General features: G+C 73.2%; 22 protein-coding genes. 7 read left to right on the top strand and 15 right to left on the bottom strand.

The annotated features are described in order from the left end of the window. Positions 1 to 57: 57 nt before the first annotated feature. From OG702_RS15030 to OG702_RS15040, 3 genes are read right to left on the bottom strand one after another with little or no spacing between them, the layout of a single operon-like run. Positions 58 to 720, bottom strand: a complete 663-nt coding sequence (locus tag OG702_RS15030) for a TetR/AcrR family transcriptional regulator (protein ID WP_327289383.1) — start codon at positions 718 to 720, stop codon at positions 58 to 60. Beyond that, complete coding sequence (locus tag OG702_RS15035; RefSeq protein WP_327289384.1) at positions 717 to 1,571, bottom strand: sugar phosphate isomerase/epimerase family protein; 855 nt, start codon at positions 1,569 to 1,571, stop codon at positions 717 to 719. Before OG702_RS15035 ends, OG702_RS15030 begins: the two co-directional genes overlap by 4 nt. A 40-nt stretch (positions 1,572 to 1,611) precedes the next feature. Further along, positions 1,612 to 2,667 carry a Ppx/GppA phosphatase family protein gene (locus OG702_RS15040; protein WP_442814427.1) on the bottom strand — a complete coding sequence of 352 codons (1,056 nt, stop codon included), beginning with the start codon at positions 2,665 to 2,667 and terminating at the stop codon, positions 1,612 to 1,614. Between the two features lie 221 nt (positions 2,668 to 2,888). On the opposite strand from OG702_RS15040, the gene OG702_RS15045 reads away from it, so the two are divergent. After that, positions 2,889 to 3,686 (top strand): hypothetical protein, encoded by a 798-nt coding sequence (locus tag OG702_RS15045; protein WP_327293237.1) that lies wholly within the window; start codon positions 2,889 to 2,891, stop codon positions 3,684 to 3,686. 12 nt (positions 3,687 to 3,698) lie between these two features. Here OG702_RS15045 and OG702_RS15050 read toward each other — a convergent pair whose 3' ends face one another. Then, positions 3,699 to 3,968, bottom strand: coding sequence for a helix-turn-helix domain-containing protein (locus OG702_RS15050; RefSeq protein WP_327289385.1), 270 nt, complete (start codon positions 3,966 to 3,968; stop codon positions 3,699 to 3,701). A gap of 44 nt (positions 3,969 to 4,012) precedes the next feature. Here OG702_RS15050 and map point away from each other — a divergent pair, with 44 nt between their 5' ends. Continuing rightward, the gene (gene map / locus OG702_RS15055) at positions 4,013 to 4,780 is read left to right on the top strand and encodes a type I methionyl aminopeptidase (protein WP_327289386.1); all 768 of its coding nucleotides are present in this window, start codon (positions 4,013 to 4,015) and stop codon (positions 4,778 to 4,780) included. Between the two features lie 631 nt (positions 4,781 to 5,411). On the opposite strand, the gene OG702_RS15060 is transcribed toward map, so the two are convergent. Continuing rightward, on the bottom strand, positions 5,412 to 7,154 hold the full coding sequence (locus OG702_RS15060; RefSeq protein ID WP_327293238.1) for a hypothetical protein: 1,743 nt from the start codon (positions 7,152 to 7,154) through the stop codon (positions 5,412 to 5,414). A gap of 221 nt (positions 7,155 to 7,375) precedes the next feature. On the opposite strand from OG702_RS15060, the gene radA reads away from it, so the two are divergent. Further along, positions 7,376 to 8,773, top strand: coding sequence for a DNA repair protein RadA (gene radA, locus OG702_RS15065; protein ID WP_327289387.1), 1,398 nt, complete (start codon positions 7,376 to 7,378; stop codon positions 8,771 to 8,773). Between the two features lie 89 nt (positions 8,774 to 8,862). Continuing rightward, complete coding sequence (gene disA / locus OG702_RS15070) at positions 8,863 to 10,014, top strand: DNA integrity scanning diadenylate cyclase DisA (RefSeq protein ID WP_442814428.1); 1,152 nt, start codon at positions 8,863 to 8,865, stop codon at positions 10,012 to 10,014. A 30-nt stretch (positions 10,015 to 10,044) separates the two neighbouring features. On the opposite strand, the gene OG702_RS15075 is transcribed toward disA, so the two are convergent. Further along, positions 10,045 to 10,923: a hypothetical protein gene (locus tag OG702_RS15075; RefSeq protein WP_327289388.1), complete on the bottom strand. Its 879-nt coding sequence runs from the start codon at positions 10,921 to 10,923 to the stop codon at positions 10,045 to 10,047. Positions 10,924 to 11,053: 130 nt separating this feature from the next. On the opposite strand from OG702_RS15075, the gene OG702_RS15080 reads away from it, so the two are divergent. After that, positions 11,054 to 11,998, top strand: a complete 945-nt coding sequence (locus OG702_RS15080; protein WP_327289389.1) for an A/G-specific adenine glycosylase — start codon at positions 11,054 to 11,056, stop codon at positions 11,996 to 11,998. A gap of 116 nt (positions 11,999 to 12,114) precedes the next feature. On the opposite strand, the gene OG702_RS15085 is transcribed toward OG702_RS15080, so the two are convergent. From OG702_RS15085 to OG702_RS15110, 6 genes are all read right to left on the bottom strand, one after another. Then, positions 12,115 to 13,359, bottom strand: a complete 1,245-nt coding sequence (locus OG702_RS15085; protein ID WP_327289390.1) for a HAMP domain-containing sensor histidine kinase — start codon at positions 13,357 to 13,359, stop codon at positions 12,115 to 12,117. A gap of 6 nt (positions 13,360 to 13,365) precedes the next feature. Then, positions 13,366 to 14,046, bottom strand: coding sequence for a two-component system response regulator CseB (cseB, locus tag OG702_RS15090; RefSeq protein WP_327289391.1), 681 nt, complete (start codon positions 14,044 to 14,046; stop codon positions 13,366 to 13,368). Between the two features lie 4 nt (positions 14,047 to 14,050). Continuing rightward, on the bottom strand, positions 14,051 to 14,806 hold the full coding sequence (locus OG702_RS15095; RefSeq protein WP_327289392.1) for a hypothetical protein: 756 nt from the start codon (positions 14,804 to 14,806) through the stop codon (positions 14,051 to 14,053). Then, complete coding sequence (locus OG702_RS15100; protein ID WP_327289393.1) at positions 14,794 to 15,333, bottom strand: SigE family RNA polymerase sigma factor; 540 nt, start codon at positions 15,331 to 15,333, stop codon at positions 14,794 to 14,796. The genes OG702_RS15095 and OG702_RS15100 overlap by 13 nt, the downstream gene beginning before the upstream one ends. 227 nt (positions 15,334 to 15,560) lie before the next feature. Beyond that, complete coding sequence (locus OG702_RS15105) at positions 15,561 to 15,701, bottom strand: hypothetical protein (protein WP_327289394.1); 141 nt, start codon at positions 15,699 to 15,701, stop codon at positions 15,561 to 15,563. A 564-nt stretch (positions 15,702 to 16,265) separates the two neighbouring features. Continuing rightward, positions 16,266 to 17,858 carry an MDR family MFS transporter gene (locus OG702_RS15110; protein WP_327289395.1) on the bottom strand — a complete coding sequence of 531 codons (1,593 nt, stop codon included), beginning with the start codon at positions 17,856 to 17,858 and terminating at the stop codon, positions 16,266 to 16,268. Between the two features lie 211 nt (positions 17,859 to 18,069). On the opposite strand from OG702_RS15110, the gene OG702_RS15115 reads away from it, so the two are divergent. Further along, entirely contained in the window at positions 18,070 to 18,663 is a 594-nt protein-coding gene (locus tag OG702_RS15115) for a TetR/AcrR family transcriptional regulator (RefSeq protein WP_327289396.1), read from the top strand. Between the two features lie 36 nt (positions 18,664 to 18,699). On the opposite strand, the gene OG702_RS15120 is transcribed toward OG702_RS15115, so the two are convergent. Next, positions 18,700 to 19,422, bottom strand: coding sequence for a M23 family metallopeptidase (locus OG702_RS15120; RefSeq protein WP_327289397.1), 723 nt, complete (start codon positions 19,420 to 19,422; stop codon positions 18,700 to 18,702). Between the two features lie 350 nt (positions 19,423 to 19,772). After that, entirely contained in the window at positions 19,773 to 22,283 is a 2,511-nt protein-coding gene (locus tag OG702_RS15125) for an ATP-dependent Clp protease ATP-binding subunit (protein ID WP_327289398.1), read from the bottom strand. A gap of 451 nt (positions 22,284 to 22,734) precedes the next feature. On the opposite strand from OG702_RS15125, the gene OG702_RS15130 reads away from it, so the two are divergent. After that, positions 22,735 to 23,319 carry an SCO3374 family protein gene (locus OG702_RS15130; protein ID WP_327289399.1) on the top strand — a complete coding sequence of 195 codons (585 nt, stop codon included), beginning with the start codon at positions 22,735 to 22,737 and terminating at the stop codon, positions 23,317 to 23,319. Here OG702_RS15130 and OG702_RS15135 read toward each other — a convergent pair. Further along, on the bottom strand, positions 23,250 to 23,588 hold the full coding sequence (locus tag OG702_RS15135) for a histone-like nucleoid-structuring protein Lsr2 (protein WP_327289400.1): 339 nt from the start codon (positions 23,586 to 23,588) through the stop codon (positions 23,250 to 23,252). The two genes, OG702_RS15130 and OG702_RS15135, sit on opposite strands and share 70 nt — an antisense overlap. Positions 23,589 to 23,597: the final 9 nt, after the last annotated feature.

Consider the following 23,597-nt stretch of genomic DNA (forward strand, 5'->3'; position numbering starts at 1 on the left):
GATCCGGACGGCTCGTCCGGATGACGGAACGGGCGTCCTGCCTTCCGTACGCGCGTGCTACGGCCGCGCGCCGCCCGCTCCCGGGCCCACGTCCGGGTCGGTCAGGTAGCGCTGCAGCGTCGGCGCCACCACCGCGACCAGGTCCTCCGGGGCCGCCGAGGCGATCGGCTCCACCTTCACCACGTAGCGCAGCATGATGATCCCGACCAGCTGCGCGGCGGCGAGCTGCACCCGGAACTCGGGGTCGGGCACCCGCAGCTCCCCCGCCACCCGGGCCAGCACCTTGCGGCCCACCAGGGCGCGGAAGACCGCCGCGGCCCGCTCGTTGGTCACCGCCGACCGCACGATCGCCAGCAGCGGCTCCCTGGTGACCGGGTTCTCCCACACGCCCAGCATGAAGCGGGCCACCCGCTCCCCCATGCCGTCCTGGCCGCCGGCCGCCACGAAGCCGGGCAGTTCGAGCGCCGGGCCGAAGGACACCTCGACGGCGGCCGCGAAGACCTGCTCCTTGGTGCCGAAGTAGTGGTGGACCAGGGCCGCGTCGACGTCGGCGGCCTTGCCGATGGAACGCACCGAGGTCCGGTCGTAACCGCGGGCGGAGAACTCCTCGCGGGCCGCGGCGAGGATCCGCTCCCGGGTCCCGGCCGCCGCACCCGCCCGCGTCCCCGCGGGCCGGCCGCGGCGGCGGGGCGTACCGCCGTCCAGTGGCGTACCGCTCACGCCCGGACCGACGACGGGCGGGACGGCGAGGGCACCGCCAGGTGCCGGCGGGTGAAGGCCAGCGCCTCCGCGAGGTCGGCCTCGCGCTCGGCCGCCGACATCGCCCGCCGGGTGTTGACCTCGATCACCACGTGCCCGCGGTAGTCGGTCGCCGCCAGCGACTCCAGCAGCGGGCCGCACGGCTGCGTGCCGCGCCCCGGCACCAGGTGCTCGTCCTTCGCCGAGCCGCTGCCGTCGGCGAGGTGGACGTGCGCCAGCCGGTCGCCCATCCGCCCGACCATCTCCAGCGCCTCGGTGCGTGACGTGGCCGCGTGCGAGAGGTCCACCGTGAAGTGCCGGTAGTCCTCCTTGGTCACGTCCCAGTCCGGCGCGTACGCCAGCATCTCGCGGTCCCGGTAGCGCCACGGGTACATGTTCTCGACGGCGAAGCGCACCTCGGTCTCGTCCGCCATCCGCCAGATGCCGCGGACGAAGTCCCGGGCGTAGGTGCGCTGCCAGCGGAAGGGCGGGTGCACCACGACCGTCGAGGCGCCCAGCCGCAGGGCGGCCTTCCTGGCCCGCTGCAGCTTCACCCACGGGTCGGTTGACCACACCCGCTGGGTGATCAGCAGGCAGGGCGCGTGCACGGCCAGGATCGGCATCCGGTGGTAGTCCGACAGCCGCTGGAGCGCGTCGACGTCCTGGCTGACCGGGTCGGTCCACACCATCACCTCGACCCCGTCGTATCCGAGCCGGGCGGCGATCTCGAACGCCGTCGCCGTGGACTCCGGGTACACCGAGGCCGTGGACAGCGCGACCTTCACGCCGGATACGCCGCCGGTTCGTTTGCTGGGGTCCACTGGTTCAGCCACGGGAGCCAGGGTACGGCGGGGCCCCATGAGCATGGGGGTCTCAGGCGGGCCTGCGGGCCACGGTGGCCGCCGTACCGCCGTTGAACGGCGCGGTCCCGGGTGTGGGGTTGGCCACAGTGCCGTGCGTGTCGCCCGCGAGACCCCCGGCCGAGGCGGCGCCCGCGGTGTCCGCGGCCATGACGTCCAGCTTGCGCAGGATCACACCCTCGCGCAGTGCCCACGGGCAGATCTCCAGCTCGCTCACCCCGTAGAGGTCCATCGCCCCCTCGGCCACCAGCGCGCCGGCCAGCAGCTGCCCGGCTCGCCCCTCGGAGACCCCCGGCAGCCCGGCCCGCCGCTGCGCGGTCATCGCCGCCAGCCGCGGCACCCACTCCTCCAGCGCGTCGCGGCGCAGCAGCCGCTGCACGTACAGCCCCTCGGCGCTGCGGGCGGCGCCGCAGATCCTGGCCAGCTGCCGGAACGTCTTGGACGTCCCCACCGCGAGATCGGGCGCCCCGAGCCGGGCGAACTCCGCGACCGTCCTGGCGATCTCGGCCCGCACGTGCCGCCGCAGATGGCGTACGTCCTGCGCGCCCGGCGGGTCGCCCGGCAGCCACCCGCCGGTCAGCCGCCCCGCGCCCAGCGGCAGCGACACCGCGGCGTCCGGATACTCGTCCATCCCGTAGCCGACCTCCAGCGAGCCGCCGCCGATGTCCAGCACCAGCAGCTTCCCCGCCGACCAGCCGAACCACCGCCGCACCGCGAGGAAGGTCAGCCGCGACTCGTCCTCGCCCGACAGCACCGTCAGCCGCACCCCGGTCTCCTGCTCGACCCGGGCAAGCACCGGCTCGCCGTTGGCCGCCTCCCGCACCGCCGACGTCGCGAACGGCAGCACGTCCTCCGCGCCCTTGTCCTCCGCGACCCGCAGCGCGTCCGCGATCGTCCCGACCAGCCGGTCGACCCCGTCCGCGCTGATCGCCCCGCCCTCGTCCAGCAGCTCGGCGAGCCGCAGCTCCGCCTTGTGCGAATACGCCGGCAACGGCCGCGCGCCCGGGTGCGCGTCCACGACCAACAGGTGAACGGTGTTGGAACCCACGTCGAGCACTCCCAGTCGCATGGGCAGCACTTTAGGGCAGCCCCAGGAGCCGCCGCCTTCCCGGTGCGGCGGCTCCCGCCCGGCCGGGACCGGCCACGACCCGCCAGCCGGCCGGTCGGCTTCGGCCTACGAGAGGGTCATCGCACCGGGCGGAGGCCCCGCAGGACGGCCGGAACCAATCGGCGCGGGGCGCGTGACCGTATTCGGTGCATTCCGGTCTTACGCTAGGCGACGTGGCAAAGGTGAAGACCCGCAAGGGCGTACAGCAGATCCAGCCGGTGGCGACGGCCGACGAGGCCGACCTCGACTTCGCCCGCGCCTGGGTGGAGTTCGGCGACCCGGCCGACGAGGAGCAGGTCTTCCGCTGCGACCTGACCTGGCTGACCTCCCGCTGGGGCTGCGTCTTCGGCAGCGGCTGCCAGGGGATCGTGGCCGGCCGCGCCGACGACGGCTGCTGCTCGCTCGGCGCGCACTTCTCCGACGACGACGACGAGAAGCGGGTCGCCGAGCACGCCGCCCGCCTGACGCCGGAGACCTGGCAGCTCCACGGCCTCGGCGCCGGACCCGGCGGCTTCTGGGCGGAGGAGAACGAGGACGGCGAGCGGCAGACCCGGGTCGTGGACGGCGCCTGCATCTTCTCCAACCGGGCCGGCTTCGCCGGCGGCCAGGGCTGCGCGCTGCACGCCCTCGCGCTGCGCGAGAAGCGCGAACCGCTGGAGACCAAGCCCGACGTGTGCTGGCAGCTGCCGATCCGCCGCACCTTCGAGTGGGTCGACCGCCCCGACGACACCCGCGTGCTGGTCGTCTCCATCGGCGAGTACGACCGCCGCGGCTGGGGCCCCGGCGGCCACGACCTGCACTGGTGGTGCACCTCCGCGACCTCCGCCCACGGCGCCGGCGAACCCGTCTACGTCTCCTACCGCGCCGAGCTCACCGAGCTGATGGGCGAGGCCGCCTACGCCGAACTGGCCGCCGCCTGCGAGACCCGGCTGGCCACCGCCCTCCCGCTGCTCGCCCCGCACCCGGCCGACCCGGCCTGACGGCCCCGGCCGTCAGGCCGACAGCGCCGCCGCCTCCGCGTCCTGGGCACACGCGGTGACCAGGACGTCGAGCGACAGCCCCAGCGCGCCGGCGAGCGCCGCCACCGTGAAGAAGGCCGGTGTCGGCGCCCGGCCCGTCTCGATCTTGCGCAGCGTCTCCGCCGATACGCCGGCCGCCGCCGCGACCTCCACCATGCTGCGTTCACCGCGCGCCGCACGCAGCAGCGCGCCGAACCGCTCACCGCGCCTGCGTTCCCACGGGGTCAAAGGAGTCCTCACCATGCCTGTGATACTAATACCGGTATAAGAATTGGAGGAGGACCACCATGGTGGAGATCAAGACCGACACGGCACTGGACGCGATGCGCGAGGCCGGCCGGGTCGTCGCCCGCGCACTGGCCGCCGCCCAGGAGGCGGCCGCCGTCGGGGTGTCGCTGCGCCAGCTCGACGAAGCCGCCCGCGCCGTCCTCGACGAGGCCGGCGCCGGCTCCCCGTTCCTGGGCTACCGCCCGCCCTTCGCCCCGACCCCCTTCCCGGCCGTGATCTGCGCGTCGGTCAACGACGCGATCGTCCACGGCATCCCCACCGACTACCGGCTGCGCGACGGCGACCTCGTCAGCATCGACTGCGGCGCCGAACTCGACGGCTGGACCGGTGACGCCGCGATCTCCTTCACGGTCGGCACCCCGCGCCCCGCCGACCTCGACCTCATCGCCGCGACCCGGCGTGCCCTCGACGCGGGCATCGCCGCGGCCGTGGCGGGCAACCGCATCGGCGACATCTCGCACGCGATCGGCCAGGTCGCCAGGACCGCGCGCTGCGGCATGCCGGCGGACTTCGGCGGCCACGGCATCGGGCGCCGCATGCACGAGGACCCGCACGTGCCGAACCGGGGGCGGCCGGGGCGCGGATTCCCCCTCCGGCCGGGGCTGGCCCTGGCGATCGAGCCGATGCTCATGGCGGGCGGGCGGGACGAATACGCCACCGCTGCGGACGGATGGACCCTGCGCACGGTCGACGGCAGCCGCGCGGCGCACATCGAGCACACGGTCGCCGTCACAGCGGACGGCCCCCGCGTCCTGACCCTGCTCTGACCCCACTCCCCTGCCGGGGGGCCGCCACCACTGGCGGGTGCACGTCCGTGGGGGGTCTCCCGCGCCTGCGGCACCGCTGGGGGCCGCCGCCGTCGGCGGGGGCACGTCCGTGGGGGGTTTCCCGCGCCTGCGGCACCGCTGGGGGCCGCCGCCGTCGGCGGGGGGTTTCCCGCGCCTGCGGCGCGGGGTGTTTCCCACCCGCGCCACCCGTGCGAGTAGTTGTTTGGCGAACGGCCTTCTTGTGGGGGTGACCACCATCGGCGGCTGTCGCGCCGTGGGTGAGGAGGCGCCGCAGGCGTCCCGCGCGGGCAGGCATGACGCCCGCAGCAAAGGGTCCCCGGGGAGCCATCCAGCGCCCCCGGGGGCGGGCACGGGAGGCGGTGCCCACGTCCGAACCCCTCCCCCCCAGCCAGTGTCGGCAGGGAGCCGCCGGCGGCGGGAAGGGGACGGCCGGGGGTGTCCCCGCAGGACTGCGCACAACTCCCGCTGGAAGGAACCGTAAGAGCCATGGTGCGCAGGCCGAGGAGATACCCCCGGGGCGGCACCGACCCACCCACCAGCGGCACCCGCACCCGACCAAACACCCGCACGGGTGGGCGGGCGGGCGGGCAACACCCCGCCAAAACCCGGATCAGCCCGGCGACGGCGACGAGGGGTCCGGCGAGCCCGACCCCTCCGACGGCGACGGGGACGCCGAGTCCGACGACGTCGGCGTGGGAGTGGGCGTGGGCGTCGGCGGCCCCGGGTCCGACGAGGGACCCGGTGACCCCGTCGGCGACGCCCCACCCGGAGACGCGCCCGCCCCGGCCGACGACCCCGGCCGCGGCGGCACCGCCCGACGCGAGATCCCCCGCAGAAGCACCGTGGCATTGGCCGGCGCGAAGGCCACCGACGCCGTCCAGGCCCCGGCGGGAGCCAGCTGGCGGACCACCCAGATCGAGACGGTGACCGACTCGCCGGACCGCAGCACCCCCGAGGTCGCGGACAGCCGCAGCCACCCGCCGGACGGCGACGCGGTCCACCGCACGTCACCGGAGCCGCTCGCGGTGAGGGTGACCAGGGTGCGCCCCCGGGCGGACGCGGCCGTCACCGTCAGATAGCCCGCACCGGTCCTGGACGGCCCGCCGGAGGGCGTGACGGTCACCGCGGTGACGTCCACCGCGCCGGGCACCGCCGCGTCCGCCCCGGGCGGCCCGCCAGGCCCCGAGGGCCGGGGGTGCGAACTGCCGGCCTTCTCGTACGGCAGCCCCACCCCGTCGGGGGCCCCGGCCGCCGCGCGGCCGCCGCTGTGCGGCCCGTCGTCGCCGCCGAGCGGCGTCGCCCGATACGCGGCCCAGATCGCCAGGACGGGCGCGGCGACGACCGCCGCGACGACCGTGGTCGTCACGGCACGGTGCCGCAACTGCGCCCGCCGCGCGGCCCGGTCCTTCAGGTCCAGCGGGAAGCCGCGCCGGTCGAAGCGGGGCGTGGCGTCCCGGGTGCGGCCGGCCCCGGTCTCCATGGCGTGCAGCAGCGCGGCGCACGCGCCGGCCCGCGGCGCCTCGATCAGCGCGAGGACGGCGGTGGCGCCCGCGGCGGCGCCGGGCCAGGGCCCGGCGGCGACAGCGCGTTCCGCCGTGCGCCGGCACACCGTGCACTCGTCGACGTGGCGGACGAGCTCGTCACGGAGCACCGGCCCGAGCAGGACCTGGGTGTCGCCGGCGAGTTGGGCCAGGGAGACGCAGCGCCCGGTGTCGACGACGGCCAGCGCGGCCCGGGTCCGCTCGACCTCGCAGGCGGCGCGGGCCAGCAGGGAGCGGGCGGCGTCCGTTTCGAGGCCGAGGACGGCGGCGACCTCGTGCGGCGGCAGCTGGTGGCGTACGGCCAGTTCCAGGGCCTCGCGCTGCTCGGGCGTGGTGCCCGCGGCCTCCGGCCAGGCCAGGGCGGCGAGTTGGGCGGCCCGCTGGTCGGCGACGGAGGCCGCGGCGCGGACCGGCGCCAGCGGGGTGCCCGCGGCGAGCCGGCGCAGGCAGGACCAGCGGGCGAGGGCGTAGAGCCAGGGGCGCCGCAGGGCGGGGTCGCGCAGCCGGGTCCGCTGGCGTTCCGCGAGGGCGAGGACCTCGCCGAGCGCGCCCGAGGCGGCGTCGTGCTCGCACAGGATGGACAGGCAGTAGGTGAACAGGCCGTCGAGGTACGGCTCGTAGTGCGCGGGCGGCACCATCGGCAGCGTGCCGTGCGGGCGGCGCACCGCGTCGCTCTCCCGGGAGTCGCGGGAGTCGCGGGCCGCCGAGCGCGCAGCGGACCGTGCAGCCGAGCGCCCTGACGCGGACGCCCGGTGCCTGCGGTGCGCACCGGTCGTCTGCGGGGTGGGGGTGGGGGTCTCCTGCCTGCTCATCACCGGGTGACGGTAGGCCCGCGACCGCCCCCGCTTCAGCCGTCCTCGCGGCCATTAACCCTTACGGGTAGCGATGCGCACCGAAAGGGGACAGTTCGGCCATCCTTACGAGTGAACAGGCGTGCGCACGCCCGAGGCCCGCACCGCACGCCCCCCGGGTGCGCCCCCACCACCGGCACCGGCCGGGGCGGCATGTCGTACCCGACCGCTACGGTGGCGGCATGGCCACCCGCAAGCCCGCTTCGAAGGACCGTCCCTCCTACCGCTGCACCGAGTGCGGCTGGACCACCGTCAAGTGGCTCGGCCGGTGCGGGGAGTGCCAGGCGTGGGGGACGGTCGAGGAGTACGGCGGGGTCTCCGCGGTGCGCACCACCGCGCCGGGGCGGGTGAGTTCGCCGGCCCGGCCGATCGGCCAGGTCGACGGGCGGCAGGCGACCGCGCGCTCGACCGGGGTGCCGGAGCTGGACCGGGTGCTCGGCGGCGGCCTGGTCCCCGGCGCGGTGGCACTGCTCGCCGGGGAGCCGGGTGTCGGCAAGTCGACGCTGCTGCTGGACGTGGCGGCGAAGGCGTCCAGCGCGCAGAGCCCGGTGCTCTACGTGACGGGTGAGGAGTCGGCCTCGCAGGTGCGGCTGCGCGCGGACCGGATCGGCGCGCTCGCCGACCACCTCTATCTGGCGGCCGAGACGGACCTGTCCGCGGTGCTCGGGCATCTGGACGACGTCAAGCCCGCCCTGCTGGTGCTGGACTCGGTGCAGACCGTGGCCTCGCCGGAGATCGACGGCGCCCCCGGCGGCATGGCGCAGATCAGGGAGGTCGCCGGCGCGCTGATCCGGGCGTCCAAGGAGCGCGGGATGGCCACGCTGCTGGTCGGCCATGTCACCAAGGACGGTGCGATCGCCGGCCCGCGGCTGCTGGAGCACCTGGTGGACGTGGTGCTGAGCTTCGAGGGCGACCGGCACGCGCGGCTGCGGCTTATCCGCGGGGTGAAGAACCGCTACGGCGCCACCGACGAGGTCGGCTGCTTCGAGCTGCACGACGAGGGCATCACGGGGCTGGCCGACCCGTCGGGCCTGTTCCTGACCCGGCGCGACGAGCCGGTGCCCGGCACCTGCCTGACGGTGACCCTGGAAGGCAAGCGGCCGCTGGTCGCCGAGGTGCAGGCCCTGACGGTGGACACCCAGATCCCTTCGCCGCGGCGTACGACATCGGGCCTGGAGACGTCCCGGGTGTCGATGATGCTCGCGGTGCTCGAACAGCGCGGCCGGATCAAGGCGATCGGCAAGCAGGACATCTACACGGCGACGGTCGGCGGGGTGAAGCTCACCGAGCCGGCCGCCGACCTGGCGGTGGCGCTCGCGCTGGCCAGCGCGGCGATCGACACCCCGCTGCCGAAGAATCTGGTGGCGATCGGCGAGGTGGGGCTGGCCGGCGAGGTGCGCCGGGTCACCGGTGTGCAGCGCCGCCTGTCGGAGGCGGCCAGGCTCGGCTTCACGCACGCCCTGGTGCCCACCGACCCCGGCAAGGTGCCCGCGGGGATGCGTGTGATCGAGGTCTCGGACATCGGTGACGCGCTGCGCGCACTGCCGTCCAGGGCGTCCCGGGGCCAGTCCGCGGGGTAGCGGGCACCGGGGGGCGCACGCCGGCGATCGGCGGCCCGCGGCGCGGACGACGTAAACTCACTCCAAACCGCACCGACCGGAGGAACGCAGTGGCAGCCAACGACCGGGCAGGCGCCGCCCCGGCCCGCAAGGCAGCGGCGGACTCCGCCAGCAGGTCCGGCACCGGCCAGGACGGCGGGCTGATGCGCGCCTCGCTGAGCGCTGTCGCGCCCGGCACCGGGCTGCGCGACGGGCTCGAACGCATCCTGCGCGGCAACACCGGCGGCCTGCTCGTGCTGGGCATGGACAAGACGGTGGAGTCGCTGTGCACCGGCGGCTTCGTCCTCGACGTGGAGTTCACCGCGACCCGGCTGCGCGAGCTGTGCAAGCTGGACGGCGCGCTGATCCTGGACAAGGACATCACCAAGATCCTGCGGGCGGGCGTCCAGTTGGTGCCCGACCCGACGATCCCGACCGAGGAGACCGGCACCCGGCACCGCACCGCGGACCGGGTCAGCAAGCAGGTCAACTTCCCCGTGGTGTCGGTCAGCCAGTCGATGCGGCTGATCGCGCTGTACGTGGACGGGCAGCGCCGGGTCCTTGAGGACTCGGCGGCGATCCTGTCCCGCGCGAACCAGGCGCTGGCCACCCTGGAGCGGTACAAACTGCGTCTTGACGAGGTGGCCGGCACGCTGTCGGCGCTGGAGATCGAGGACCTGGTCACGGTCCGCGACGTGACGGCGGTGGCGCAGCGGCTGGAGATGGTCCGCCGGATCGCCACCGAGATCGCCGAATACGTCGTGGAGTTGGGCACCGACGGGCGGCTGCTGTCGCTGCAGCTCGACGAGCTGATCGCGGGCGTGGAGCCGGAGCGCGAGCTGGTGGCCCGGGACTACGTTCCGGAGCCGACCGCCAAGCGCAGCCGTACGGTCGCCGAGGCGATGGCCGAGCTGGACGCGCTGCCGCAGAGCGAGCTGATCGAACTGACCACGGTGGCACGGGCGTTGGGTTACACCGGTTCGCCCGAGTCGCTGGACTCGGCGGTCTCGCCCCGGGGTTACCGGCTGCTGGCCAAGGTGCCGCGGCTGCCGAACACGGTGATCGAGCGGCTGGTCGAGCACTTCGGCGGGCTGCAGAAGCTGCTCGCCGCCAGCGTGGACGACCTGCAGGCGGTCGACGGTGTGGGCGAGGCCCGCGCCCGCTCGGTCCGCGAGGGCCTGTCGCGGCTGGCGGAGTCCTCGATCCTCGAACGCTACGTGTAGCCCCGGCCGTCCGGCCGGGGCTTGGCCGGCTCAGTCCTGCGACAGCACGAACGGCACGCTCTTGGTGCCGTAGCCGGGCAGTTGGGCCTGCGTGAGGTAGTTGCCGGGCGCGGCCTGCGCGCCCTTGGGCTTGGCGCACTGCGGGGAACTGGTCTTGCCGTTCCAGTGCAGGGTGTAGGTGGTGGTGCCGTGCGCCGGCACCTGGAGCAGATACGGCGACGTACTGGCCGGGCAGTCGTTCGAGGCCCATACGTGGCTGTCGTCCGGGGTCTTGGTGACGGTGAAGACCGCGCTGCGCGGACCGAAGTCCACCTTGCAGGTCACCGTGCCGGAGTTGGTGGCGCGCAGCTGGAAGACCGGGGTCTCGCCGGGCGAGTACGCGTTCTGCACGCTGGTCAGGGACAGCGAGACCGTGCCGGGCGAGCAGTTGGGCAGTGTCGAGCCGACCGGGACCTGGTCGCCGCCCGCGCCCGTACCCGCGCCGGCGCCCGAGGAGCCGCCGGCGGAGCCGGCACCGGCGGACGTGCCCGCTCCCGCGGACGTGCCCGTCGAGGTGCCCGTGTCGCCCGCCGACGCGCCGGCGGAGGCACCCGCGTCCGCACCGGCCGAAGTCCCGTCGCCCGCACCGCCGTCGGAGGCGGCGCCGCCGTCCGCGGGGGCGGTGTCGCGGCCGCCGGGGCGGCCGGTGATGTGGCTGCCGGTCGGCGCGGGCCCGGCGGTGATGGTCGCCGCCGGGGAGTGCGACCCGGTGGGCGCGGACGAGCCCTTGCCGCCTCCGCCGCCGTCACCGGAGGTCAGCGCCCAGATCCCCAGCACGGCGAGGATCGCGACGAGAGCGAACACCACTGTCCGCCGCCGCCAGTAGATGGACGACGGGAGAGGTCCGACGGGATTGCGCAACGAGCCCACACGCGAACTCTAGGGGAGATCACCCGTGTGCCGCCGCAACACCCGCCGCTCGGTGCCCGGTCTTTGCCGATGATCACGTTTACGTCGGCAACCGGTCGCTGTGGGTGGCGTGTGCGAGGATCGCGAGGCGATGAGCACACATCTCCACCACACCCCCGAGTCCGCGACCGCCACCACCGCCGCCCAGGCCGCCGGGCCCTCGGCCGCGGCCGCGCTGCACGAGCTGGTCATCGACTGGTTCGGCGACCACGCCCGTGACCTGCCCTGGCGCCGCCCGGACGCGGGCGCCTGGTCGGTGATGGTCAGCGAGTTCATGCTCCAGCAGACCCCGGTGGTCCGGGTGCTGCCGGTGCACGAGCAGTGGCTGGCCCGCTGGCCGCGCCCGGCCGACCTGGCCGCCGAGTCGCCCGGCGAGGCGGTCAGAGCGTGGGGCCGGCTCGGCTATCCGCGCCGCGCCCTGCGGCTGCACGCCGCGGCCGGCGCGATAGCGCAGCGGCACGGCGGTGAAGTGCCGCGCGAGCACAGCGAACTGCTGGCGCTGCCCGGCGTCGGCGAGTACACGGCGGCGGCGGTCGCCTCGTTCGCCTACGGGCGGCGGCACATCGTGCTCGACACGAATGTGCGGCGGGTCTTCGCCCGGGTGGTGACCGGTGTCGCCCACCCACCGAACGCCACGACGGCCGCCGAGCGGCGTACGGCGGCGGGCCTGCTGCCCGCCGACGAGGCGACGGCCGCCCGCTGGGCCGCGGCCACCATGGAGCTGGGCGCGCTGGTGTGCACCGCCCGCTCCCCGCAGTGCGGGCAGTGCCCGGTGGCGGCGCTGTGCGCCTGGCGGCTGGCCGGTTCGCCGCCGCACGACGGCCCGCCGCGCCGCGGCCAGTCGTACGCCGGGACCGACCGCCAGGTGCGCGGCCGGCTGCTGGCGGTGCTGCGGGCCTCGCCGGGGCCGGTGCCGCAAGCGGCGCTGGACTCGGTGTGGCACGAGCCCGTGCAGCGCGCCAGGGCTCTGGACGGCCTGGTCGAGGACGGCCTGGTCGAGCCGCTGGCGGATGGCGTGTACCGGCTGCCGGTCTGACACGGGCTGACGGTCTGAGACGGGGTCCCGGTCTGACACGGGCTCCCGGTCCGACCGCTGGCCACCGGCCCGCTGCACCGCTGGCCACCCACTGCCGGCCCGCCCGCCGCGGTCCGTCAGCGCGGCAGCAGCAGTTGCGCCACCGCCCCGCCGCCGTCCGACGCCGGGGCGTTGCGCAAGGTGAGGCGGGCGCCCAGCACGCGGGCCTGGCCGGTGGCTATGGTCAGGCCCAGCCCGTGGCCGGCGCCCGCACGGTCGGGGGAGCCGGTACGGAAGCGGCTGGGGCCCGCGCGGAGCAGGTCCTCAGGGAAGCCGGGACCGTGGTCGCGGACCCGCAGGAAGGGGCCGTCGACCAGCACGTCGATGGGTGCGCCGCCGTGCCGGGCGGCGTTGGCGAGCAGATTGCCCAGGATGCGCTCAAGCCGGCGCGGGTCGGTCTGCACGACGGCGTCCTCGGCGACGGTGACACCGGCGTCCGGGGCCAGCACCGGCACCCGGCGGCGGACGAACTCCGCCAGCGCGACCTCCTGGAGGTCGGCCTGCTCGGCGGCGCCGTCCAGGCGGGCGACTTCCAGGACGTCCTCGACCAGGGTGCGCAGCGCGTGCACCCGGTCGCGTACCAGCTCGGACGGGCGGCCGGGGGGCAGCAGTTCGGCGGCGGTGACCAGGCCCGTCACCGGGGTGCGCAGCTCGTGGGCGATGTCCGCGGTGACCCGCCGCTCGGCCTCCAGCCGCAGTTGCAGGGCGTCGGCCATCGCGTCGACCGCCCGGGCCAGCTCGTCGGTCTCGTCGCGGCCCCGGCCGCCGATCGCCTCGCGCACCCTGACCTGGGTGTCGCCGTTCGCGACCTTGCGGGCGGCCGTCGCCGCCTTCCGCAGCCGCCGCGACATGCGTCCCCCCACGACCACGCCGATCGCGGTGCCCCCGAGCACCACGGCGACCGAACCGAGGACCAGGGTCCGGTCGAGGTCGACGAGCACCGAGTAGCGGTCGGTGAAACCGGTCTTGAGCGAGAGCACCTTGCCGTCGCCCGCCGGTGTCTCGGCCCAGACCTCCAGCCCCGCGCGGGTCTGCTCGACGAAGGTGGCGCGCTGGCCCTTGGCCGCGTAGTCCTTCAGCTCGGGCGGCAGCGCCGGGTCGTTGAGCGCCGCGTAGAAGACCAGGCGGCCGTTGGTCTCGTAGATCCGCAGCGCGGACTGGACGCGCTCGTCCTGGACGTCCCTGGCGCTGTTGATCATGCTGACCCTGGCGGCGTTGTGCACGACCAGGCTCAGCGCGACGACGACCAGCGCGGAGACGACCGCTATGGCGGCGCTGAGCTTCCAGCGCAGGGTGAGGGTGGGGCGGAAACGCCATGCCATCGGCGGTCAGGCCCGCAGCTTGTAGCCGAAGCCGCGCACGGTCTCGATACGGTCCTGGCCGACCTTGGCCCGCAGCCGCTGGACGTGCACGTCCACCACCCGGGTGTCGCCGCCCCAGTCGTAGTCCCAGACCCGGGTCAGCAGCCGGTCGCGGGACAGCACGGTGCCGGGCGCGGCGGCGAACTCCAGCAGCAGCCGCATCTCGGTGGGCGTCAGCGCGAGGCGTTCACCGGCCCGGGTGACCTCCAGGCCCTCCGGGTCGATCGCGATGTCGCCGAAGGAGAGCAGCGCGCCGTCCTGCGGGTCGCCGGCGGCGCTGGCGCGGAAGCGGCGCAGCACCGCACGTATCCGGGCGACGAGCACCGCGCCGTCGAAGGGCTTGGTGACGTAGTCGTCGGCGCCGGCCTCCAGGCCGAGGACGATGTCGATGGCGTCGGCGCGGGCCGAGACCATGATGACCGGCACGGTCGACTCGTCCCTGATCCGCCGGCACAGGCTCACCCCGTCCAGGCCGGGCACCATCACGTCGAGCAGCGCGATGTCCGGCCGGTGGGCGCGGAAGGCCGCCAGGCCGGTCAGCCCGTCGGGGGCGGCGGTGACCTGGAAGCCGTCGCGTTCCAGGGCCAGCGTGGTGGCCTCGCGGATGACGTCGTCGTCCTCGACGAAGAGGACGTGGGTGGCGGCCATCGGGTCAGCGGCTCCCCGGCGCGGACCTGGCGGCGCCTGGCGACGCCACCGGCGTAGCGGTCGTCGGGGCGGGCGCCGGCGCCGTCGCGCCGGCGGAGACGGTCGGCAACTCCGGGTCGAGCGGGTCGGAGTCGGGTCGGGGCACCGGCTCGGTGGACGTCGGCTCGGGCCGTACGGTCGGCGTCGGCTCGCCGAAGTCGGCGTAGCTGCGCGAGACCTGGACGAAGCGGCCGTCGCGCCAGGCGTACAGCACCGACTCCTGCCCGGTCGGGTACGACACCGGGTCGTCCACCTTGTACACCTCGTGGATGATCTGCAACTGCCCGTCCTCGACGCTGCCGTAGACCGGCGGGCGCTCGTCTGCGAAGACGTTCTGGTATTTGCCGTTCACCATACGGTAGACGTACGCGGCGACGCCGAGGCCGTCACCGCAGGTCGTGACGTTGACCACCAGGTCGGGGCCGTCGCCGGCGGTGAGGTCGCCGGCGTCGGTGGCCATCGGGTAGCTGTCCCCGGAACACGGGGTCAGGTCCTGGCGCACGCCCTGGCTGACGCTGCTGTCCCGGCGGACCATCGTGGCCAGCGCACGCGGGTCGCGGGCGATCGCCGGGGCGACGGCGGTCGACGGCGACTTGACGCCGGCGGTCGGCGCCGGGCCCTCCCTGCGCGCCCCGGTGCCGGACGTACCGCAGCCCGTCACCACGACGCACGCGCAGGTCAGCGCGCCCATCGCGGCCGTACCGGGTCTTATGCGGCGCACATCGCCTCCTCCGTCTCCGGTCGCGAGTAGCCGTAACTGCCGTGCTCCAGCTCGTGGCGCAGGCGGGCGAGCGCCCGGTGCAGCGTGCTCTTCACCGTACCGGTGGACATGCCGAGCGCACGTGCCGTCTCCTCGGTGGACAGCTGCCCGTAGTGGCGCAGTACGACGACCTGCCGCTGCTTGGGCGCGAGCACGGCCAGCACGTCACGCAGCATCTCCCGGTCGGCCCGCTGCTCGGCGCCGTCCTCCACGGCCGGCTCCGGCAGGTCGCCGGTGGCCACCTCCTCCAGCTTGCGGTTGCGCCACCACTCGGTCCTGGTGTTGATCATCACCCGCCGCATGTAGGCGTCCGCGAGGGCCTTGTCGGCGATGCCGTCCCACCGGGGGTAGGTGCGCACCAGCGCGGTCTGTACGAGGTCCTGCGCGTCGACCGGGTCAGGCACGAGCCGCCGGGCGCTGCGCAGCAGGGCGTCCTGCCGGGTCCTCACGTACTCCTCGAACTCCAGTACCGCGCCGTCCGCCGCCATGGTGCCTCCGCCCCGAATCCGCCCGCCTGCCCTCGCGCCCGGGCGCTCCCACCACGGCCGCGGCCGGGCGTTCCGCTCCGGCCGGAATTGAAATTACGGACCGGATGTCAGGCTTCCGCCACCACGAGCGCACAGCGGGTGCACAGCGACCCATCGGTTGTGTAACGGCCTCGGAGAAAACGGTCGAACGGTGCCGAATCGGGGCGGACTCGCCGGGTTCCCCGGCGCTAGAAGGCGATGACGACGACCCCGACGACCACCGTGATGACCACCCGCCCAGCAGGGCTCCGGCCGTATGCGGCGAGACCCGCTGCCACCAGCGCTCCGGCGGCTGGAAGCGCCAGGCCGGGTCCGTCTGCGACGTCCACCAGCGGACGACCCGGTGGAAGTCCGCGTCGAAGTCGGGGTGCGGGTAGGGGTGCTGTGCAGGAGCGCGGGCAGCGCGCGGCGCCGCCCGTCGGCGAGGGTGAGCCGCGCCGAGCGCGACGTCCCGTACTGGCTGGTGCCCTCGCGTACGTCGATCCGGCGGATGTCCTGCCAGGGGTAGGTGCGGCCGCGCCCGAAACCCCGGCAGACGGTTATCCCCGCCGCCCCGACCGTCGTCCGGCTCCTGCGCCCCACCATGACGCCGAGGCCGACGAGCGCGACCGTCCCGCCCACCAGCCAGCAGAAGCCCGTCACCCCGAACCGGAATCCGGCCAAGACCGCCTCCACCGCCAACCCGCAGCCCACGCCGATCAGTTGCGGCCCGGCCGCGCGGTACCGATCTTTCCCCCGGAAGTTCAGCTCGTTCACGCGACGCCGCCGGTCCCCGCGCGCCTCGGGTACCCCCGAAGGGCTGCCGCCCGGCGGCGGCCGGGTACGGGGCAGCCCCCTCCGGCCGGTGACGGCCGGAGGGGGCTGGGGGTTCCGCGGGCGTGGCCGGGGGCGGGTCAGAGCGCGTCGGCCAGCAGGGGCTCGTCCTCCGGCTTGACGGCCGGCTTCGCGGCGGAGCCGCGCAGCGGGGTCTCGACGATGAACCAGGCGGCCAGGAAGCCGAGCACGCTGACCACCGCGCCCCACAGGAAGACCACGTGCGTGCCGGAGGCGACCGCGTGGAAGTACGCGTCCTTCACCGCCGGCGGGAACTTGGCGATCGTCGCCGGGTCGAGCTGGGCGCCGCTCTTCGTGGCGGCCGCACCGGCCGCGCTGGAGTCCATGCCGCTCTGCACCTTGTGCGAGAACAGCGCGCCGAAGAGGGAGACGCCGAAGGAGCCGCCGATGGTACGGAAGAGCGTGGCGGACGACGAGCCGACGCCGATGTCGCGCATCTCCACGCTGTTCTGCGCGATCAGCATGGTGATCTGCATGATGAAGCCCATGCCCGCGCCCAGCACGGCCATGTAGAGGCCGGAGGTGACCCGGGTGGTGTGGACGTCCATCATCGACAGCAGGAGCAGGCCGGCGGTGATCAGGCCGCCGCCGACGATCGGGAAGATCTTGTAGCGGCCGGTGGAGGTGGTCACCCGGCCGGCGACCATCGAGACCGCCATCATCGCGAGCAGCATCGGCAGCAGCAGCAGGCCGGAGTTGGTCGCCGAGGCACCCTGGACGGTCTGCTGGTAGAGCGGCAGGAAGGTCATCGCGCCGAACATCGTGAAGCCGACCAGGAAGCCGATCCCCGAGATCAGCGAGAAGTTCGCGTTCCGGAAGATCCGCAGCGGCATGATCGGCTCGGGCGCGCGGGTCTCGGCGTAGACGAAGGCGCCCAGCGTGGCCAGGCCCAGCACCAGCAGGCCGATGATCTGCACGGAGCCCCAGGCGTACTGCGTGCCGCCCCAGGTGGTCAGCAGCACCAGCGAGGTGATCGCCACGGTGAGCAGCGAGGCGCCCCAGTAGTCGATACGGCCCTCGCTGCGCTTCTTGGGCAGGTGCAGCACGATGGTGACCATCGCCAGCGCGACGACGCCGATCGGCAGGTTGATGTAGAAGCTCCAGCGCCATCCCCAGTTGTCGGTGATGGAGCCGCCGACCAGCGGGCCGCCGATCATGGCGATGGCCATGACACCGGCGATCAGGCCCTGGTACTTGCCTCGCTCGCGGGGCGGGATCATCTCGCCGATGATCGCCATCACGCCGACCATCAGACCGCCGGCGCCCAGGCCCTGGAAGGCGCGGAAGCCGATCAGCTGGTCCATGCTCTGCGCCATGCCGGACGCGGCGGAGCCGACCAGGAACAGCACGATCGAGGTGAGGAAGATCCCCTTGCGACCGTACATGTCGCCGAGCTTGCCCCAGATGGGGGTGGAGGCGGCGGTGGCCAGGGTGTAGGCGGTGACCACCCACGACAGGTGGTCGAGGCCGCCCAGCTCGCCGACGATGGTCGGCATCGCGGTGCCGACGATCATGTTGTCGAGCATCGCGAGCAGCATGGCGATCATCAGGCCGACCATCACCACCCGGACGCTGCGCTGGCGTGGCTCCTTGGCGGCCGCCACACCGGGCGGCTCGGGCGCGGACGGCTTGACGGCTTCGGTCTGGGACATGACCGGTGTTCCTCCCCCGTGCAGGGCGGAGGTTCAGGGAAACTTACCTGCCGCCCGGCTAGTGCAGTTGTGTGCCTGCAAGCTACGCTGCTTACTAGCCGGGCGTCAAGTAAGTGCGTAGCCTCGTGAGTAGGCCCTACCGTGAGGGCTTCGGGCCGGTCACACTCCCCGACGGAGGGGTGACGTAGTGCAGCAGGAGAGCGACACACCAATGGACACACCGCAGCAGCATCCGCAGCCGCGAAGGGGCGACACGCGCCGCCGTATCCAGCAGGTGGCGCTGGAGCTGTTCGCCGAGCAGGGCTACGAGAAGACCTCGCTCCGGGAGATCGCCGAGCGGCTCGACGTCACGAAGGCCGCGCTGTACTACCACTTCAAGACCAAGGAAGACATCCTCAGCAGCGTCGCCGAGGACCTGGCACGGCCGCTGCGCGAACTGATCAGCTGGGCCGAGGGCCAGCCGCACTCGCTGGCCACCAAGCAGGAGCTGCTGCGGCGCTACAGCGAGATCCTCTGGAGCTCGGTCGACCTCTTCCGCTTCATCCAGGAGAACCAGGCGACCGTACGCGAGCTGACCGTCGGCGAGAACTTCCGCAGCAGCATGAAGGCGCTGGGCGAGCTGCTCAAGGACCCCGCGGCGCCCATCGGGGCGCAGGTCCGCAGCGTCACCGCGCTCTTCGCGATGCACGCCGGCCTGTTCGTGACGCAGAACGTCGAGGGCGACCCCGAGGAGAAGCGCGCAGCCATCCTCGAGGTCGCCCTCGATCTCGTCGCCCAGGCCGAGGCGAGCATCCTTACGGGTTGACTCGCCGGCGGCCCCTTGACGCCGTCCTGCTCCTGCTTACGGGTTCACGCCGTGCGCCCGCAGGAAGTGCAGGGGCTCGACGGAGGAGCCGTAGTAGGGGGTCGTACGGACCTCGAAGTGCAGGTGGGGGCCGGTCGAGTTGCCGGTGGAGCCGGACTTGCCGATCTCCTGGCCGGTGATCACGTACTGCCCGATGTGCACACCGATGTGGGACAGGTGGCCGTACTGGGTGAACAGGTGCGTGCCGTGCTTGAGCACGATGTTGTTGCCGTAGGCGCCGCCCCAGCCCGCCGTCACGACGGTGCCGGTGTGGGCGGCCCGGACCGAGGTGCCGGACGGTACGACGAAGTCCTGGCCGGAGTGGGTGTTGATCCAGTGCTTGCCGACCTGGTGGTAGCCCGCGCCGAGCACGTAGTGGGCCGCCGGGGTCTCCCAGCCCGCGATCCGTGCCTTGCGGTCGACGGCGGCCTTGATGGCGGCCTTCTTCTTCGCCTCCGCGGCGGCCTTCGCCTTGGCCTTGGCCTGTGCGGCCGCGTCCTTCTGGCCGGTCGCCTGCTTCTGCAGCACGTCAGCCACGTTGCTCATGCTCGCGGTGCTTGCGGCGGCGGGGGCCGCCTCGTGCGCGCCGCCGCTGCTCGCGGCGAACGCTGCGGTCGAGCCCAGCGCGATCGCCGCGACCAGTCCTCCGGTCACCACGGCAGCCCGGCGGCGGTTCACGGACTTCGGGGTGCGGTTCTTCATCGTCGAGTTCTTACGCATGCAGAAAATAACCTCACTGGGTGGGGGTATCGGGCCGGGTGCGGCCCGTCGCTCCCCCTTGGTAACCCGGGTGTCCGGGGCCCGGCAAACACCCCTCCTCCTACCGGCGGTCGTAGCCGGCGGCCTCGTAAGAGCGGCCACCCGGGGGCGAAAACAGGCGAATAGTCCGATTCGCCCACCCGGGGTGCGAGTCCCGTACCGACTAATCCCGGTAGTACGTGGCGCGCGTCACGTGCCAGGCCTCACTCCGGGGGTCCGGGGACGGCCCGGCCGGGCACGCCGAAGGGCCCCGGCCCCGGACCTCGGGAGAGGTCCGGGGCCGGGGCCCGGGCGGGTGGAGCGCTGGAGGGCTAGCCCTCCTTGGAGAGGTTGGGGGTCTCGACGGGCGGGGCGTCCGCCACCGTGACCTTCTCCTCGCCACGGAAGGTGAACGTCGCCGTCTCACCCTCGCCCTCGACCTCCACGACCACGATGTGGCCGGGACGCAGCTCGCCGAAGAGGATCTTCTCGGAGAGCGAGTCCTCGATCTCCCGCTGGATCGTCCGCCGCAGCGGCCTGGCACCCATCACCGGGTCGTAGCCGCGCTTGGAGAGCAGTTCCTTGGCCTCCAGGCTGAGCTCGATGCCCATGTCGCGATCGCGCAGCCGCTCGTCCACCGCGCTGATCATCAGGTCGACGATCTGCAGGATGTCGTCCTGGCTGAGCTGCGGGAAGACGATGACGTCGTCCACACGGTTGAGGAACTCGGGGCGGAAGTGCTGCTTGAGCTCGTCGCTGACCTTGTTCTTCATCCGCTCGTACCCGGACTTCGTGTCGCCCTGGGCGGCGAAGCCCAGGTTGAAGCCCTTGGAGATGTCGCGGGTGCCGAGGTTGGTGGTCATGATGATCACCGTGTTCTTGAAGTCGACGACCCGGCCCTGGGAGTCGGTCAGGCGACCGTCCTCCAGGATCTGCAGCAGGCTGTTGAAGATGTCCGGGTGCGCCTTCTCGACCTCGTCGAAGAGCACGACCGAGAACGGCTTGCGCCGCACCTTCTCGGTGAGCTGGCCGCCCTCCTCGTACCCGACGTAGCCGGGCGGGGAGCCGAAGAGCCGCGAGACGGTGTGCTTCTCGCTGAACTCCGACATGTCGAGCGAGATCAGCGCGTCCTCGTCGCCGAAGAGGAACTCGGCGAGCGCCTTGGACAGCTCGGTCTTACCGACACCGGACGGGCCGGCGAAGATGAACGAGCCACCGGGGCGCTTGGGGTCCTTCAGACCCGCGCGAGTACGGCGGATCGCCTTGGACAGCGCCTTGACGGCGTCCTTCTGCCCGATGATGCGCTTGTGGAGCTCGTCCTCCATGTGCAGCAGCCGGGAGGACTCCTCCTCGGTCAGCTTGAAGACCGGGATGCCGGTGGCGGTGGCGAGGACCTCGGCGATCAGGTCGCCGTCGACCTCGGCGACGACGTCCATGTCGCCGGCCTTCCACTCCTTCTCCCGCTTGGCCTTCGCGGCGAGCAGCTGCTTCTCGTTGTCCCGCAGGGACGCGGCCTTCTCGAAGTCCTGCGAGTCGATCGCGGACTCCTTCTCCCGGCGGACCTCGGCGATCTTCTCGTCGAACTCGCGCAGGTCAGGCGGCGCCGTCATCCGGCGGATCCGCATCCGGGAGCCGGCCTCGTCGATCAGGTCGATCGCCTTGTCCGGCAGGAAGCGGTCCGAGATGTAGCGGTCGGCCAGCGTGGCGGCCTGCACCAGGGCCTCATCGGTGATGGACACCCGGTGGTGGGCCTCGTACCGGTCGCGCAGACCCTTGAGGATCTCGATGGTGTGCGGCAGCGACGGCTCGGCGACCTGGATGGGCTGGAAGCGGCGCTCGAGGGCCGCGTCCTTCTCCAGATACTTGCGGTACTCGTCGAGCGTGGTCGCACCGATGGTCTGCAGCTCACCGCGGGCCAGCATCGGCTTGAGGATCGAGGCCGCGTCGATCGCGCCCTCGGCGGCGCCGGCGCCGACCAGGGTGTGCAGCTCGTCGATGAACAGGATGATGTCGCCGCGGGTGCGGATCTCCTTGAGCACCTTCTTCAGGCGCTCCTCGAAGTCACCGCGGTAACGGGAGCCGGCCACCAGGGCGCCGAGGTCCAGGGTGTAGAGCTGCTTGTCCTTGAGCGTCTCGGGCACCTCGCCCTTGACGATCGCCTGGGCCAGGCCCTCCACGACGGCGGTCTTGCCGACGCCGGGTTCGCCGATGAGGACCGGGTTGTTCTTCGTACGGCGGGACAGCACCTGCATGACCCGCTCGATTTCCTTCTCGCGCCCGATGACCGGGTCGAGCTTGGTCTCTCTGGCGGCCTGGGTCAGATTCCGGCCGAACTGGTCAAGGACGAGCGAGGTCGAGGGCGTGCCCTCGGCCGGCCCGCCGGCCGTGGCCGACTCCTTGCCGCCCGAATACCCGGAGAGCAGCTGGATGACCTGCTGCCTGACCCGGTTCAGATCGGCGCCCAGCTTCACCAGGACCTGGGCGGCGACGCCCTCGCCCTCGCGGATCAGGCCGAGCAGGATGTGCTCGGTGCCGATGTAGTTGTGGCCGAGCTGAAGAGCCTCGCGGAGCGACAGCTCCAGGACCTTCTTGGCCCGGGGAGTGAAGGGGATGTGGCCGGACGGGGCCTGCTGCCCCTGGCCGATGATCTCCTCCACCTGCTGGCGGACCGCCTCAAGAGAAATCCCGAGGCTCTCCAGGGCCTTAGCGGCGACACCCTCACCCTCGTGGATCAGGCCCAGGAGGATGTGCTCGGTGCCGATGTAGTTGTGGTTGAGCATCCGGGCTTCTTCCTGAGCCAGGACGACAACCCGCCGCGCGCGGTCGGTGAACCTCTCGAACATCGTTAATCGCTCCTCAGAGCGGTCGGGCAGTGAGGGGTCGGTCCCCTCCCTGTCCTTCCGCATGCTAGTCCCGCACAGCGGCGCCGCTCACGTATCCACCCCCGCTGCCACGGGGAAAGCTGCGCTACCGGCTGACGTCACTCCCACAACCTCGATGGTGCGAGACGATGTTCCCGCAGGCCAGGCGAATACGTCTTTATCAACTACGCCCGTGGCGAACGCCTGCCGTGCCTGCCGTCACACCAGCCCTTCCCACTAGGTACTTCTTACCCTCAGCGACCGACAGTCCACACCGGATGTCCGACAGGTGTGCGCTACGGGCGAACAACCTTGCGCCTGGGCGAACAGTTCAAGCCGGGGGACGCCCCTCCGGAATCGTACATTCCGCACACCGTAAGTGTTCAGTCGTGCGCGATACGTAACCCCGGTGCGGCCCCGCAGTTGCACTGGCATGGGCTGGTACGAGCACGAGCTGGGGTGGCCGCTGTCGGGGGTGCTGCCGCCGGGGCTGGTCACCGGGGTGCGGTTCGACGCGCTCGATGTGCCGGCCGCGGTCGGGTACGCGCTGCTGACCCGGTTCCCGCGCCCCGGGGAACTCGGCCCGGTGGCGCTCGACGGGCACCGGGTACGGCTGCTTGTCGCCGCGGGCGCCGCCGAGGAGCTGCCCGGGCTGCTGGAGTGGCTGGAGTGGGGCGGCATCCCGCTGGACGTGGCCGCGCTGGGCACCGGACAGCAGATGCGGGCGCCGGCGCACCCCGAGTGGGGCCGCCGGGAGGCCGCATACGACCGGTCGGCACCGGTGTGGCTGCGGCCCCCCCGGCCGGGCGTCGAGGTGGAGGCCACGCTCCCCGCACTGCGGGTCACCGGAGGAGCCGATGGTTCCGGCATCCCCATCGGCCTCCCGACCCTGGTCGCCGCACTGGCGACCGCCTGCCACCGGATCGCGCTGCGGGCGCGCACCCAGGATCAGCCGTGGGCCTTCTCGTACGCCTCGCGGATCGTGGCCGGCACCCGGCCGCGGTCGTTGACCTCGTAGCCCTTCTCCTTCGCCCAGGCGCGGATCTTCGCGGTGTCCGGACCCGACGCGCCACCGCCGCGCACCGCCTTGGTACGGCCGCGGCCGACCCGGCCGCCCGTCCTGCGACCACTGTCCGTGTACGGGTTGAGCAGCCCGCGCAGCTTGTCGGCATTCGCCGTGGTGAGGTCGATCTCGTACGTCACACCATCGAGTGCGAACGTCACGGTCTCGTCCGCCTCACCACCGTCGAGGTCGTCTACGAGAAGGACCTGAACCTTCTGTGCCACCGGCTTCCC

The sequence above is a fragment of the Streptomyces sp. NBC_01198 genome (genome assembly GCF_036010485.1).
Taxonomy (GTDB): domain Bacteria; phylum Actinomycetota; class Actinomycetes; order Streptomycetales; family Streptomycetaceae; genus Actinacidiphila.